Origin of the sequence: Rhodoligotrophos defluvii (genome assembly GCF_005281615.1) — a bacterium.
Taxonomy (GTDB): domain Bacteria; phylum Pseudomonadota; class Alphaproteobacteria; order Rhizobiales; family Im1; genus Rhodoligotrophos; species Rhodoligotrophos defluvii.
This window is the reverse complement of record NZ_SZZM01000004.1, coordinates 264481-277873: the sequence shown is the minus strand read 5'-3', so window position 1 is coordinate 277873 and position 13393 is coordinate 264481. Positions and strand designations below refer to the sequence as shown.

The window sequence follows — 13393 nt, the reverse complement described above, 5'->3', positions numbered from 1 at the left end:
CTCATGTCTTCGAACGCACTGGAAACCGAACTCACGCGCCGGCGGCTCCTGCAGTTCCTCGGCGCTCTCGGCATAACGTCCGTAAGCGGGGCGACACTCGCCGGCCTCGAGGCAACGATTCGCGAGGCGCGCGCCCAGGCCGCACCGGGAAGCGTCATGCCCAAGCTGCAGGCCATGTCGCCAAACTGGCCGGATATGATCGAAATCTGGCGCCAGGCGACCCGTGACTATGCCGAGCTCGGCTTGGAGGTGGAGGTGCAGCAGGGCACGCTGGACACCTGGGTGGCCCAGGTGGTTGGCGAGCACAAGCTGCCGCATCTGGTGTCCATGTCCTGGGGCGGCGCGCCGGACCGCATGGACCCGGATTTCTTCCTGAACGAGATCCTGAACTCCAAGCGCGCCGTGAAGGGCGGGCTGAACTACGGCCATTACATGAATCCGGCCTATGACGAGGTCGCCAACGCCCAGCGCGTGGAGGTGGACGAAGCAAAACGCCGCCAGCTGGTGATGGAAGCCCAGGCCATTTCGGCCAAGGACAATCCGCTGATGGTGCTGTTCCACCGCGACATCATCCAGGCCTACAACAAGGCGAAGTTCGGAGGCGTCACGCCGATCATCGGCAATGGCATCGGTTTTCCCTATGCGCCGCTCTCCTATCTCGGGCTGGAGGCGCTGACGCCGCGCAAGGTGGTCAAGATCACCTCGATCTACGACATCGCCTCGCTCAATCCGTTCCTCACCCCGGAAGTCTACAATTCGTCCGTGCTGCGGCAGATCTACGCGACCTTCGTCACCCGCGACAAGGACGCCAACATCATGCCCTGGTCGCTGGAGAGCTGGACGCTGGTCGATCCCACGACCATGGACCTCACGCTCAGGCCCGGCCAGACCTTCCACGACGGCAAGCCGGTGACCGTGGAGGATGTGAAATTCACCTTCGACTACATCCTCAAATGGAAGTTCCCGGCGCTGGCGCGGGTGGTGGACTCGGTGAAGAGCGCCGAGATTACCGGCGACAACACGGTGCGTCTGAAGCTCAACCAGCCCTATGCGGCCTTCGTGCCCAATGTGCTGGGCTTCGCGTTCATCGCGCCGAAGCATGTATGGGAGCAGGTGCCGGGCAATAGCGGCCTTGCCTCTCCTGCCGACTGGCCGAACGACCAGCCGGTCGGGTCCGGCCCGTGGAAATATGTGGAGTGGCGCAAGGGCGAATATCTCAACCTGGCTGCCCACAAGGAATTCTTCATGCCGCCCAAACTGGACGGGCTGGTGCTGCTGCCGGTTCCGGCCATCGAGAACCAGATCGGCATGATGGAACGCGGCGAGGCCGACCTGTTCGGCTGGACCATGGACGTGACCCAAGGCAAGCGGCTGGGCCAGAACCCGGATATCGAGATCGTGCAGACGCCGACCCACGGCATGCACGAGATCCGCTTCAACCTGGCCATGGCGCCGATGGACAATCCGGCGCTGAGGCTGGCGCTGCAGCATGCGACCGACCGCAAGAAGTATCTCGATATCATCTTCTCCGGCGCCGGCACGCTGGCCAACAACACCATGATCACCCCGGTGCTGAAGCAGTGGAGCAATCCCGATGTGCCCAACCCCGAGCCGAGCATCGACAAGGCCCGGCAGGTGCTGAAAGATGCCGGCTTCACCTGGGACGGCAACGGCAAGCTGAAGCTGCCGAGCTGATCGCGCCCGCGGCAGCCGGGACTGCGGCTGCCGCCTGCTCACCCTGACCGACGGCACACCGACGGAGCAGCGTGAAACATGATGTTCTGGCGATATGCCGGGCGACGCCTGGTGCAGACGGTCGTCACCCTGTTTCTGCTGCTGACGATCATGTTCGTCATGTTCCGGCTGATCCCGGGCGACCCCACCACCATGCTGCTCGGCACCGGGGAATTGCCGCCGGAAGCGCAACAGCAGCTGCGGGCCGCCTGGGGCTTGGATCGCCCCATGTGGGAGCAGTATCTCTCCTATCTCGCCAACCTGGCCCGGGGCGATCTCGGCCTGTCGCTCTATTTCCGCCGGCCGGTGATGGAGATCGTGCTGCCGATGCTCGGCAACACGCTGATCCTGATGGCGCCCATTCTGGTGATCGCACTGGCCGTGGGCATCTGGGCCGGCGCTTATCTCGGCTGGCACCGGGGCGAGCGGGTCGAGCAGATCGGCTCGCTGATCGCGCTCCTGCCACGTGCGCTGCCGATCTTCTGGATCGCGATCCTTCTCCTGATGCTGTTCTCCTATAGGCTCGGCTGGTTCCCGATCGGCGGCATGCGCGAGCAGTTCTTCTATCCCGAGACATGGATCCAGGCCCTGCCCGGCTATGACCTTGTGATGCATCTCACGCTGCCGGTGATCGCCGGCGCCATCTATTTCATTTCCGACCCGCTGATGATCACGCGCACGGCCATGCTGGAAGTGCGCGGCGAAGACTATATGCAGTTCGCCCGCGCCCAAGGCCTTTCCAATCGCCGCCTGCGCCAGATCGCGCGGCGCAATGCCTTCCTGCCGGTTCTGACCTATATCGCCATCATGGTGGGCTTCGCGCTCGGCGGTCAGGTGCTGCTCGAATATGTGTTCAGCTGGCCGGGCATGGGCAGGCTCATGGTCAACTCGGTGGCGCAGCGAGACTATCCGGTGGCCCAGGCGACCTTCTTCCTGATGGCCGCGGTGGTCATCGTCCTCAACTTCATCGTCGATCTGCTCTATGGCTGGCTCGACCCGAGGATCGTCTATGACTGATCTCGCCATCGCCCAAACGCCATCGCGACGCGCGAGCGTGCTGGGCACCATCGGCAGCCTGATCGCCCTGCCCTTCCGCACCTGGACCGGCGCCATTGCCAGCGTGATCTTCCTCACCTTCTGCGTCATCGCGGTGATCGGCCCCTGGATCGCGCCCTACAGCCCGAATGCCAATCACTTCAACGCGCAAGGCGAGCTCCTGCGGCTTGCTGCGCCGAGCGCCGCCCATTGGCTCGGCACCACCTATTACGGCTCCGATGTGCTCAGTCAGCTGATCGTGGGCACCCGGATCGTGGTGATCGTCGGCCTCACCTGCGCCCTGTTCATCACCCTGATCGGCACCAATGTCGGGCTGATCTCCGGCTATTACGGCGGCAGGGTCGATGCGGTGCTGATGCGCATCACCGACCTTGCCTTCGGCATTCCGTTCATCCCGTTCGCCGTGGTGCTGGTGGCCCTGCTCGCACCGTCCACCTGGAACATCATCCTCACCATATCGCTGCTGATGTGGCGGACGGCGGCGCGGGTCATTCGGTCACAAGTGCTCAGCCTCAAGCAGCGGGCTTTCGTGAAGGCCTCGCAGATCGCCGGGGCGAGCGATCTGCGCATCATCTACCTGCACCTGTTCCCCAATGTCTTGCCCATGACCATGCTGTATGTGGCCTTCGACATCGCCTGGGCGGTGATCGCGGAAGCAAGCGTCAGCTTCCTGGGCTTCGGCGACCCCAACCAGATGAGCTGGGGGCAGATGCTCTATCTCGCCTATCTCTCTGGCGCCATTCGCCATGCCTGGTGGTGGACCATTCCGCCGGGCGTGTGTCTCACGCTGTTCGTGGGCTCCGTGTTCCTGATCGGACGCGAGTTCGAGAAGCTGACCAACCCGAAGCTGGCCTGACCCATGACGCTGCTCTCGGTCCAAAACGTCTCGGTTCAATACAGCGGCTACGGCCAGACGGTGCATGCGCTGAGCGATATCTCCTTCGTGCTGGAGCAGGGATCAACCCTTGGCCTGGTGGGCGAATCCGGCTGCGGCAAGAGCACCCTGGCGCTTACCATTCTCGGACTTTTGCCGGACACGGCGCGTGCCAAGGGCACCGTGTCCTTCGAAGGGCAGAACCTGCTCGGCTTGAGCGAAGCCGAGCGCAACAAGGTACGCTGGCGCAGGCTGGCCTATGTGCCGCAAAGCGCGGTGAATTCGCTGAACCCGGTCACCACTCTGTTCCACCAGTTCCGCATGGCCTGGAGGGCCCATGGCGGCCGCGGCGACGGCCGTGCCCGGGCGGAAGAGCTGTTCCGCCGGGTGGACCTCGACCCCGCGCTGCTATCGCGATATCCGCACGAGCTGTCCGGCGGCATGCGTCAGCGCGCCATTATCGCCCTCGCGCTCATGTTCAACCCGTCCCTGCTGGTCGCGGACGAGCCCACAACCGGCCTCGACGTGATCGTGCAGCGCCAGGTGATCAACCTGCTGCGGGACCTGCGAGCGAAGGAGGGTATGGCCATCATCTTCATCAGCCACGATATCGGCGTGGTGGCCGAGCTGTGCGACCGGGTGGCGGTGATGTATGCGGGCGAGATCGCCGAGATCGGCCCGACGGCGCAGGTTCTCTCCGCGCCAACGCACCCCTATACCATGGGCCTGAAGCAGGCCTTCCCCGATATCCGGGAACCCGAGGCGCCGCTGGTGAGCATCGCCGGCGCGCCGCCGCGCCTGCTCGAAGTGCCGTCCTATTGCAGCTTCTCCGACCGTTGCCCCTTCGTCGCGCCCATTTGCCGACAGAAGAAGCCGCCGCTCGCCCCCTTCGGCCCCGGCCAAGCGGCCACCTGTCATTTCGGCGACGAGGCGCCCGAGCTGCGGCGGCGGGCAGCCGAACCTTCGATCTGGGAGGCGGAAGCGGCATGAATGCAGCGCCTCCCGCCGTCGAATTCCGCGACGTGCACAAGCACTTCACCCGAGCGGCCACATTCAGCGGCCTGTTCGGCCGCGCCCAGCCGCCGGTGCGCGCGGTCGACGGCGTCTCATTCCAGCTCAAGCAGGGCGCGGTGCTCGGCATTGCCGGGGAGAGCGGCAGCGGCAAGAGCACTCTCGCTAACCTGCTCGTTGGCCTGGAGCTGCCTACCTCGGGCGAGATCTATTTCCGCGGCGAGCCCGCCGCGGCGCGCAGCAAGGCATCGCGGCAGGTGTTCCGCCGCAACGTGCAGATGGTGTTCCAGGACCCGTTCAGCTCGCTCAATCCGCGTTTCTCCATCGGCCGCACCGTGGAGGAGCCGCTGGTCATCCATGGCGAGGGCGATGCCGCCTCGAGGCGCGCCCAGGCCATCGAGGCGCTGGAAGCGGCGGAGCTGCGGCCGGGCTCCGCCTTCATCGACCGACTGCCGCACGAGCTGAGCGGCGGGCAGCGCCAGCGGGTGGCGATCGCCCGGGCCATCATCCTCAACCCGGCCGTGCTGGTGGCGGACGAGCCGGTGTCGATGCTCGACGTCTCCGTGCGCGCCGGCATTCTCCGCCTGATGCGCCGGCTGGTCGAGCAGCGCGGCATGTCGTTGATCTTCATCACCCACGATCTGTCGATCGTGACCCATATCTGTGACGAGCTCGCCATCATGTATCGCGGGCGGCTGGTGGAGCAGGCACGCGCCAGAGAGGTTCTGCACAGCCCGCTTCACCCCTATACGAAGCAGCTGCTCGCCGCAGTGCCCGTGCCGGACCCCAATGTGGAGCCGGCCAAGCTCTCGCAAAAGCTACTGGCGGGTGCGGGAGCCGTCTATCGCGGCAACGGCTGCCGGTTTTCGCCGCGCTGTGATTTCGCCGTCGACGCTTGCGATCGGATCGATCCCTCGCTGGATGAGGTATGGCCGCAGCATCGCGCCGCCTGCATCCGCGCGCGCGAAATCAATATGCGCCCCGAGGAGGCAGCCTTGCGCAAACAGGACGTGGCGGGATGAACGACACCAAGCAGCAATTGCTCGACTGGATCGAGCAGGACCGTGACACGCTCATCGGATTCCTGCAGGAGTTCCTGCGCTGCAAGACCCCCAACCCGCCGGGCAATACGGTCTCCGGCGCGAGGTTCGTGAGCACGTTCCTCGAAAGCCTCGGCCTGCCGTTCAAGACTATCGCGCCCAATCGGGAGATGCCCAACATCATCGCCGCGACCCAGTTCGGGCCCGGCCGCCACCTGGTCCTGAACGGCCATATGGATGTGTTTCCGGTGGGGCCGGAAAGCGACTGGACGCGCGACCCCTGGGGTGGCGAGCTGATCGATGGCCGCATCTATGGCCGTGGCGCCTGCGACATGAAATGCGGCACCACCGCCTCGATCTTCACTTACGTCTACCTGAACCGCTTGGCGGAGCAGCTGAAGGGCAAGCTCACCCTCACCGTGGTGTCCGACGAGGAGACCTTCGGCGAGTGGGGCACGCGCTACCTGATGGAGCATCACCTGGACGAGGTCTTGGGTGATTGTTGCCTGAATGGCGAGCCCAGCAGCCTCCACACGGTGCGCTTCGGCGAGAAGGGGCCGCTCTGGCTCACCGTGAAGGTTTCGACCCCAGGCGGCCATGGTGCTTACGTGCATACGAGCCCGAATGCCATCGCCATCGCCGCCGAGATCATGACGGAGCTGTTGCGGCTCGGCGAGCTTCCGGTTCGCGAGGCGCCGGCCCTCAAGGCCGCCCTGGACGAGGCAACCGATGCCATCGAGCAAGCCTATGGCAAGGGTGCTGCCAAGACCATCCGCAGCGTCACCGTCAATCTCGGCACCATCAAAGGCGGGGCCAAGGTCAACATGATCGCCTCCGACTGCGAATTCGAGGTGGACCTGCGGGTGCCCAATGGCCTGTCGCGCCAGGAATTGCTGGCCAAGGCGGATGAGATCATCGGCCGCTATCCGGAAGCCTCCTACGTGGTCCAGGGCGGCAACGAGCCGAACTGGTGCGACCCCGATGCCGACATGTATGCCTATGTGCAGGCCAATGCCGAAATGATCACCGGCATTCGGCCGGCCAAGGTGGTCTCGCCCGGCGGCACCGACGCGCGCCTGTGGCGCATGCGCCATGTGCCGGCGATCGTCTATGGCCCCTCGCCCGCCACCATGGGCAAGCCCGATGAATTCGTGACCGTCGAGGAGTTCCTCGCGGTCGTGAAGACCCACGTTCTGTCCGCTTACGATTACCTGACGGCCGCCACGCACTGAGCCCTGGCGGGAGGAGACATCATGCCCAAAGCCGAGCTGACCCCTGCAAAGAAGACCGCGCTCGACTGGATCGACGCCAACCGTGACCGGCTGAGCCGGGACCACCAGACCATCTGGAGCTTCCACGAGCCGTCCTGGCGCGAATACCGCTCCGCCGCCTGGTATGTTGAGCGTTTGCGCAGCGAAGGCTTCGAGGTGGAAGCGGGCTCGGGCGGCATGCCGACCGCCTTCTGCGCCACCTGGTCCAATGGCGATGGACCGACGATCGGCGGCTATGCGGAATATGACGCTGTGCCCGGCCAGAGCCAGGAGGCCGTGCCCTACCGCAAGCCGCGCGAGGGCGTGAACCGCTTCGCCGCCGGGCACACCGACCCCCATTCCGCGCTCGGGATCGGCTCGTTCACCGGTTTCCTCGCCGCCAAGCGGGCCATGGAGCAGCACGGGCTGAAAGGGCGGCTGAAATTCTTTGGCGAGCCGGCCGAGAAGATGTGCGGGTCGAAGCCGGTGCACGCCGCGAAAGGCTATTACGACGACCTGGATGCGGCCTTCAGCTTCCACCCCCACTCCTTCCCCGCCTTGGCGAACAGCTGCTTCTGGGACACACACTGCGCCGCCTATTGGAGCCGCATCTATACCTTCGAATGCCCCTCGCCGGAGACGTGGAACGCGAGCGCGGCCAATGTGGGCGTCGCCCATGTGCACAATATCGCCCGCGCACCCGGCGCGATCGATGCAGTGTGCCTGATGTACACGTCGTCCAAATACATGAAAGAGGCGATGCTGCCGCATACCGGCAGCTGGAGCCTCAACGAATATATCCCTATCGCGGGGCAGGCAGCCGCCGACAACCTGGCGCCGAACATCTCGCAGATCCAATATTCCCTGCGCGCGCCGAGCCTGGAGATGTGCGAGCAGGTTTTCGCGGTGCTCGACCGCAATGCCGAACACTGCGCCGCCATGAGCCACTGCACCGTGAGCAAGGCATGGATCACCCGCACCCGCCTTGGCCTCGCCAACCATGCCATGGCTGAGATCACTTACGACAATTTCGAGCTGATCGGCCCGCCGCAATGGGGCGAGGAGGCCCGCGCCTTCGCCCGGGAGCTTCAGAAAAATCTCGGCGTCGAGCCGATGGAGGACCCGTTCGCGCCCGAAATCCAGGTGCTCACCACGCCGCAGGAGGGCGAGGCCTGGTTCCGCTCGCAGCTGCCCAGCTGGCAGCACAATATCTCGGCCGACGACTATGTGGATTATACCTGGCATGCGCCGACCGTGCGGCTGTATGTGGCGAGGCCCGCACTGCGCGCGGCGGAAGGCGGCTTCCGCTATCCCGAATGGGCGCGCTATGCCATGTGCGGAACGCCTGCCTGCATCGACCCGATGTGGGAAACGGCCGGACGGGTGATCGCTGCAACCATCGTGGACCTGCTGACCGAGCCCGAGCATCTGCGCAAGGCCCGCGCGGAATTCGAGGAACGCACCGGCGGCGGTATCGGCGGCTCCCAATGGGTGGCGCCGCTTCTGCCGAAAGACTTCGCGCCGCCGGTCCACTATCGCTGGCCGGAATATATCGACACGGTGCGCGGTTCCGGCGAGTGGACCATCCCGACCTCAGAGCCCGTGCTGGGAAAGGCTGATCAAACTGGATGACTTCCTATGATGTTCACGAAGGCGTTTCTGGCGACAGTGGCGACGCCGTCGCTGCTCGTCGACCTTGCGACGGCCGAGCGCAATATCGGGCGCGCGGCCGACTTCTACCGCAACCGCAGCGTGAAGCTGAGGCCACACTTCAAGGCGCACAAGATGACGGCGCTGATGAAGATGCAGATCGCCGCCGGCGGCTGCTCGGGGGTGACCTGCGCCACCCCCTATGAGGCCGAGGTGCTGGCGGAGGCTGGAGTCGACGACATTCTGGTGGCCAACCAGGTGGCGGATCCGGCAGGCCTTGCGGCGCTGGCCCGGGCCGCTGCGAAGAAGCGCGTGACGGTGGCGGTGGATTGCGAGCGGCATGTGGCGCTGCTCGAGGCCGCGGCCGAGACGCACGGCGTCGATTTCGGCGTGCTGATCGAGATCGATGTGGGCATGGGCCGCTGCGGCCTGAATTTCGGCAGCGACGGGTTGATCCCGCTCGCTGCTGCCGTCAAGGCGGCCCGCCGGCTCGAGCTGCTGGGCCTGCAAGGCTATGAAGGCCATGCGGTGGTGCGCGAGGACCGCGGCCTGCGCCGCACCATGGTGTGGCAATGCCAGGAACTGCTGCGGATCGAGAAGGCGCGGCTGGAAAAGGCGGGCTATCCCTGCCCGATCGTGTCGGGCGGCGGCACCGGCACCTGGGACATCGCCGCCGAATGCGGCGTGCTCAACGAGATCCAGGCCGGCTCCTATGTGCTGATGGACGCCAAGTATGCGACCATCGACCTACCATTCGAGAATGCGCTGTTCTGCTGTACCACGCTGATCTCGCGGCGCGAGCGTGACGCGGGCGTGCTAAATGCCGGATTGAAGAGCCTCACCGTCGAATACGGCATGCCGAAATCCGTGGACGGTGCATTTTCCGTCATTACGCTGGCCGACGAGCATGCGCGGATCACGCCGAAGCCGGATTGGCCGGCCGAGGTCGGCGACCCCGTTCTGCTGATCCCCGCGCATATCGATCCGGCCCTCAATCTGCATGACGTGGTGGTGGTGCACCGGCCGGGCGGCATGGCCGAGCATTGGGCGGTCGACGGCCGGCAGCGGCCGAAGACGAGAGCCGGGGAGAGCGGGCGATGAGCATGGCCGCCACGCCGGGCTTCTCATTGCCGGCGAGCGGATCGAGACCACACCGCCTCGGCGCCCCGGCGCGGGACCACTCTATGCTCGGACGAAAGCGAGCAGATCTTCGTTGATGATCTCCGGGTGGGTGCTGCACATGCCATGCGGCAGGCCCTCATAGACTTTGAGCGTGCCGTTCCTGAGCAGCTTGATCGACAGGAGCGCGGCGTCGGCGATCGGAACGATCTGGTCGTCGTCGCCGTGCATCACGAGAACCGGCACATCGATCTGCTTCAGGTCTTCCGTGAAATCGGTCTCGGAGAAGACCTTGATGCAGTCGTAGTGTGCATTTGCGGCGCCCATCATTCCCTGACGCCACCAGTTGTGGATCAGCCCTTGCGAGACCTTCGCGCCCGGGCGGTTGAAGCCGTAAAAGGGTCCGCTGGGCAGGTCGAAGTAGAATTGCGCCCGGTTGCGGGCGAGCTGCGCGCGCAAATCGTCGAACACCTCGATGGGCGTTCCACCCGGGTTCCGGTCCGACTTCACCATGACCGGCGGGACGGCGCCGATCAGGACGGCCTTGGCGACGCGCCCCTTGCCGTGGCGCGCGACATAACGGGTCACTTCGCCGCCACCTGTGGAGTGGCCGACATGGATGGCAGCGCGCAGGTCGAGCGCGGCCGCCAGCTCCGCCACGTCGGCGGCATAGGTGTCCATGTCGTTTCCCGCCGCCGTCTGCGACGAGCGCCCGTGCCCACGCCGATCATGGGCGATCACACGGTAACCCTTGCTCAGGAAGAACAGCATCTGGCTGTCCCAGTCATCGGCGCTGAGCGGCCAGCCGTGATGGAAGACGATGGGCTGCCCCGAGCCCCAATCCTTGTAGAAGATCCGGGTACCGTCTTTCGTGGTGATCGTATTCATGGTCCGGCTCCCTATTCATATGCGTGGGACGAGGATAGCCTTTTCCGAAGAGCCGGTATCCGCCTTCGTGAAATGGGGTAAAGAGGTCGGGCCCACCGCGGCCAGACGCTTCCACGCGCGGCAGCGACGGCAATAGCCGATCTTTCTCTAACGCCGTCATGCCGGCCTTGAGCCGGCATCCAGGGCCACACGGCACGGGCGTTCCGCTTGGCCCCTGGATTGCCGCGTCGAGCGCGGCAATGACGGGGGGGTGAAACGTTGGGCTTATCGTCATGCCGGCCTTGAGCCGGCATCCAGGGCCACACGGCACGGGCTTTCCCTGGCAACCCCTGGATCACCCGGTCAAGCCGGGTGATGACGGTCGTTTGCAACTCAGCCTCCAAACCGTCATGCCGGCCTTGAGCCGGCATCGAGGGCCACACGGCACGGGCTTTCCCCTGGCGCCCTGGATCACCCGGTCAAGCCGGGTGATGACGGGGGGGGGTGAAACGTTGAGCTTATCGTCATGCCGGCCTTGAGCCGGCATCCAGGGCCACACGGCACGGGCGTTCCGCTTGGCCCCTGGATTGCCGCGTCGAGCGCGGCAATGACGGGGGGGTGAAACGTTGGGCTTATCGTCATGCCGGCCTTGAGCCGGCATCCAGGGCCACACGGCACGGGCTTTCCCTGGCAACCCCTGGATCACCCGGTCAAGCCGGGTGATGACGGTCGTTTGCAACTCAGCCTCCAAACCGTCATGCCGGCCTTGAGCCGGCATCGAGGGCCACACGGCACGGGCTTTCCCCTGGCGGCCCCTGGATCACCCGGTCAAGCCGGGTGATGACGGTGGTTTGCAACTCAGCCTCCAAACCGTCATGCCGGCCTTGAGCCGGCATCCAGGGCCACACGGCACGGGCGTTCCGCTTGGCCCCTGGATTGCCGCGTCGAGCGCGGCAATGACGAAAAGGTCCCGGCGCGGCCGGGCATGCGGCGCAGCTAGTCCGCCTTGCGTTTGAAGGCGGTGTCGGGAAGCTGCATCACCCATTCGAGCGAACGCCGGAGATGGCGGCGCATGGCCTCCTCGGCCGCCTCCGGATTGCCCGCCAGAATGGCCTCGGCCACGCGCACATGGTCTTCGTGGGAGATAGCCGCATTGGCCGGGGCCATGGCGCTGCCGATCTGATACATCATCACGGGCAGCTGCAGATTGCCGATCAGCTCGCAGAGCTGCTCGTTGCCGCTGATGGATACGATCGTGCCGTGATAGAGCCGGTTCTGGCGGATGAACACATGCCAGGGCAGAGGCGTGCTCGTGGGCCGCACCTTCTCCCACACCTCGATGAAGGTGCGCCGATTGCCGCCTTCATCGATATGCTCGGCAGCCAGACGCGCCGCCAGGCCCTCCAGGTTCTCACGGATCTGGAACAGGTTCTTCACCTGCTTGCGGCTGAGCTGCCGGATGGTGGCGCCGCGATTGGGCGTGAGCTCGACCAGCCCATCTGCCGCCAGGCGGCGAAAGGCCTCGCGAATGGGACCGCGGCTTATGCCCAAATCCTCTGAAAGATCCCGCGCGATCAGGCGCTGGCCGGACACCAGACGGCCCTCGATGACCCGCTGACGAATCTGCGCAACGACGAATTCCACCGTGCCGCCGCGCTTTTGATCAGCGGCCTCGTGCTCGCGAACGAAGCTCACATCGACTGTCATGCGGAATGGTCTAGCACCGCAACGTGGTTGACGGGAATAGCAATGCGCCGTTAGTGTCATACAAAATTGCCTCCAATTTTGGAGACGTTCATTCCTGGGGAGGAATGGCATGTGCTCGCCCGGCATTCCGCACCGATGGGCCGTGGGCCCTCATCGGGGCGCCCGGCTGGCGTCGGATGCAGGCGCCCGGTTCGCCGGCTCTTTCTGACTTCCCCGGATTGCAGTCTCAGCAGTGGCTTCACGGCCGCCCTACGGCCAGGTTTCGGCGATCAAGGGGTTTGACGACATGGATCTCGGCATCAAGGACAGAGTTGCGATCGTGACCGGGGGGAGCCGCGGCATCGGCTACGAGACGGCGAAGGAGTTTCTGAACGCGGGCGTGAAGGTGATGACCTGCTCGCGCAATGGGGAAGATGCCGCGCGCGCCTGCCGGGCGCTGTCAGCGGAGACCGGGGGCGACATCCGCTCGATCGAAGCCGACGTGATGAATGCCGAGGACGGCAGACGGCTGGTCAAGGAGACGGTCGCAGCCTTCGGCACCGTCGATATCCTGGTGAACAATGCGGGCACGATGTATTCCGGCCGCTTCGACGAACTGACCGAAGACGGCCTGCGCAGGCAGCTCGACACGAAGCTTTTCGGCTGGATGCGCCTGATCAGGGAGGTGTTTCCCATCATGCGCGAGAGGCGCTGGGGCCGCATCGTGAGCCTGATCGGCGGCGCGGGCAAGGAGCCCGACCCCTATATGTTCGGCTCGGGCATGACCAATAGCGCCCTGCTCAACATGACGAAGTCGCTGTCGACGGAGTTCGGACCGTATAACGTGCTGGTCAATGCCGTGTGCCCCGGCTGGGTGGCGACCGACCTGTGGAAGCGGAACGCCAGCGGTCTGCAGAAGGAGCTCGGCGCTGCCAGCGAGGAGGAAGCGCGCAAGCTCGCCACCCGCAAGAACGCGCTCGGCCGCTTCGGCAAGCCGGAGGAGCTGGCCGGCGCCATCGCCTTTCTGTGCTCGGAGAGGGCCAGCTACATTACCGGCATCTCGCTGAACACGGATGGCGGGCGCCTCAAGGGCCTATGGTGAGGCA

11 protein-coding genes are annotated in these 13393 nt (G+C 65.2%); 9 read left to right on the top strand and 2 right to left on the bottom strand.

Going from position 1 to position 13393, the window contains the following annotated elements; all coding sequences use genetic code 11:
• Positions 1 to 3 precede the first annotated feature (3 nt).
• From E4P09_RS18435 to E4P09_RS18400, 8 genes are all read left to right on the top strand, one after another.
• Entirely contained in the window at positions 4 to 1695 is a 1692-nt protein-coding gene (locus E4P09_RS18435; RefSeq protein ID WP_137391087.1) for an ABC transporter substrate-binding protein, read from the top strand.
• 78 nt (positions 1696 to 1773) lie between these two features.
• Positions 1774 to 2751: an ABC transporter permease gene (locus tag E4P09_RS18430; RefSeq protein WP_137391086.1), complete on the top strand. Its 978-nt coding sequence runs from the start codon at positions 1774 to 1776 to the stop codon at positions 2749 to 2751.
• A complete protein-coding gene (locus E4P09_RS18425; protein WP_205042177.1) occupies positions 2744 to 3646 on the top strand; it encodes an ABC transporter permease in 903 nt (300 codons plus the stop codon). Before E4P09_RS18430 ends, E4P09_RS18425 begins: the two co-directional genes overlap by 8 nt.
• A 3-nt stretch (positions 3647 to 3649) precedes the next feature.
• Positions 3650 to 4654, top strand: coding sequence for an ABC transporter ATP-binding protein (locus E4P09_RS18420; RefSeq protein WP_137391084.1), 1005 nt, complete (start codon positions 3650 to 3652; stop codon positions 4652 to 4654).
• Positions 4651 to 5697: an oligopeptide/dipeptide ABC transporter ATP-binding protein gene (locus tag E4P09_RS18415; RefSeq protein WP_137391083.1), complete on the top strand. Its 1047-nt coding sequence runs from the start codon at positions 4651 to 4653 to the stop codon at positions 5695 to 5697. Before E4P09_RS18420 ends, E4P09_RS18415 begins: the two co-directional genes overlap by 4 nt.
• Positions 5694 to 6947, top strand: a complete 1254-nt coding sequence (locus tag E4P09_RS18410) for a M20/M25/M40 family metallo-hydrolase (RefSeq protein WP_137391082.1) — start codon at positions 5694 to 5696, stop codon at positions 6945 to 6947. The genes E4P09_RS18415 and E4P09_RS18410 overlap by 4 nt, the downstream gene beginning before the upstream one ends.
• A 21-nt stretch (positions 6948 to 6968) precedes the next feature.
• Positions 6969 to 8597: a zinc-binding metallopeptidase family protein gene (locus E4P09_RS18405; protein ID WP_137391081.1), complete on the top strand. Its 1629-nt coding sequence runs from the start codon at positions 6969 to 6971 to the stop codon at positions 8595 to 8597.
• Positions 8598 to 8603: 6 nt separating this feature from the next.
• The gene (locus E4P09_RS18400) at positions 8604 to 9716 is read left to right on the top strand and encodes an alanine racemase (protein WP_137391080.1); all 1113 of its coding nucleotides are present in this window, start codon (positions 8604 to 8606) and stop codon (positions 9714 to 9716) included.
• A gap of 81 nt (positions 9717 to 9797) precedes the next feature.
• Here E4P09_RS18400 and E4P09_RS18395 read toward each other — a convergent pair whose 3' ends face one another.
• On the bottom strand, positions 9798 to 10622 hold the full coding sequence (locus E4P09_RS18395; RefSeq protein ID WP_137391079.1) for an alpha/beta fold hydrolase: 825 nt from the start codon (positions 10620 to 10622) through the stop codon (positions 9798 to 9800).
• A gap of 975 nt (positions 10623 to 11597) precedes the next feature.
• The gene (locus tag E4P09_RS18390) at positions 11598 to 12308 is read right to left on the bottom strand and encodes a GntR family transcriptional regulator (protein WP_137391078.1); all 711 of its coding nucleotides are present in this window, start codon (positions 12306 to 12308) and stop codon (positions 11598 to 11600) included.
• Between the two features lie 232 nt (positions 12309 to 12540).
• On the opposite strand from E4P09_RS18390, the gene E4P09_RS18385 reads away from it, so the two are divergent.
• Entirely contained in the window at positions 12541 to 13389 is an 849-nt protein-coding gene (locus E4P09_RS18385; RefSeq protein ID WP_239025265.1) for an SDR family NAD(P)-dependent oxidoreductase, read from the top strand.
• Positions 13390 to 13393: the final 4 nt, after the last annotated feature.

Coding starts and splice junctions, on each gene's coding strand:
- E4P09_RS18435 (WP_137391087.1), top strand. CDS start 4: ATGTCTTCGAACGCACTGGAAACCGAACTCACGCGCCGGCGGCTCCTG.
- E4P09_RS18430 (WP_137391086.1), top strand. CDS start 1,774: ATGATGTTCTGGCGATATGCCGGGCGACGCCTGGTGCAGACGGTCGTC.
- E4P09_RS18425 (WP_205042177.1), top strand. CDS start 2,744: ATGACTGATCTCGCCATCGCCCAAACGCCATCGCGACGCGCGAGCGTG.
- E4P09_RS18420 (WP_137391084.1), top strand. CDS start 3,650: ATGACGCTGCTCTCGGTCCAAAACGTCTCGGTTCAATACAGCGGCTAC.
- E4P09_RS18415 (WP_137391083.1), top strand. CDS start 4,651: ATGAATGCAGCGCCTCCCGCCGTCGAATTCCGCGACGTGCACAAGCAC.
- E4P09_RS18410 (WP_137391082.1), top strand. CDS start 5,694: ATGAACGACACCAAGCAGCAATTGCTCGACTGGATCGAGCAGGACCGT.
- E4P09_RS18405 (WP_137391081.1), top strand. CDS start 6,969: ATGCCCAAAGCCGAGCTGACCCCTGCAAAGAAGACCGCGCTCGACTGG.
- E4P09_RS18400 (WP_137391080.1), top strand. CDS start 8,604: ATGATGTTCACGAAGGCGTTTCTGGCGACAGTGGCGACGCCGTCGCTG.
- E4P09_RS18395 (WP_137391079.1), bottom strand. CDS start 10,622: ATGAATACGATCACCACGAAAGACGGTACCCGGATCTTCTACAAGGAT.
- E4P09_RS18390 (WP_137391078.1), bottom strand. CDS start 12,308: ATGACAGTCGATGTGAGCTTCGTTCGCGAGCACGAGGCCGCTGATCAA.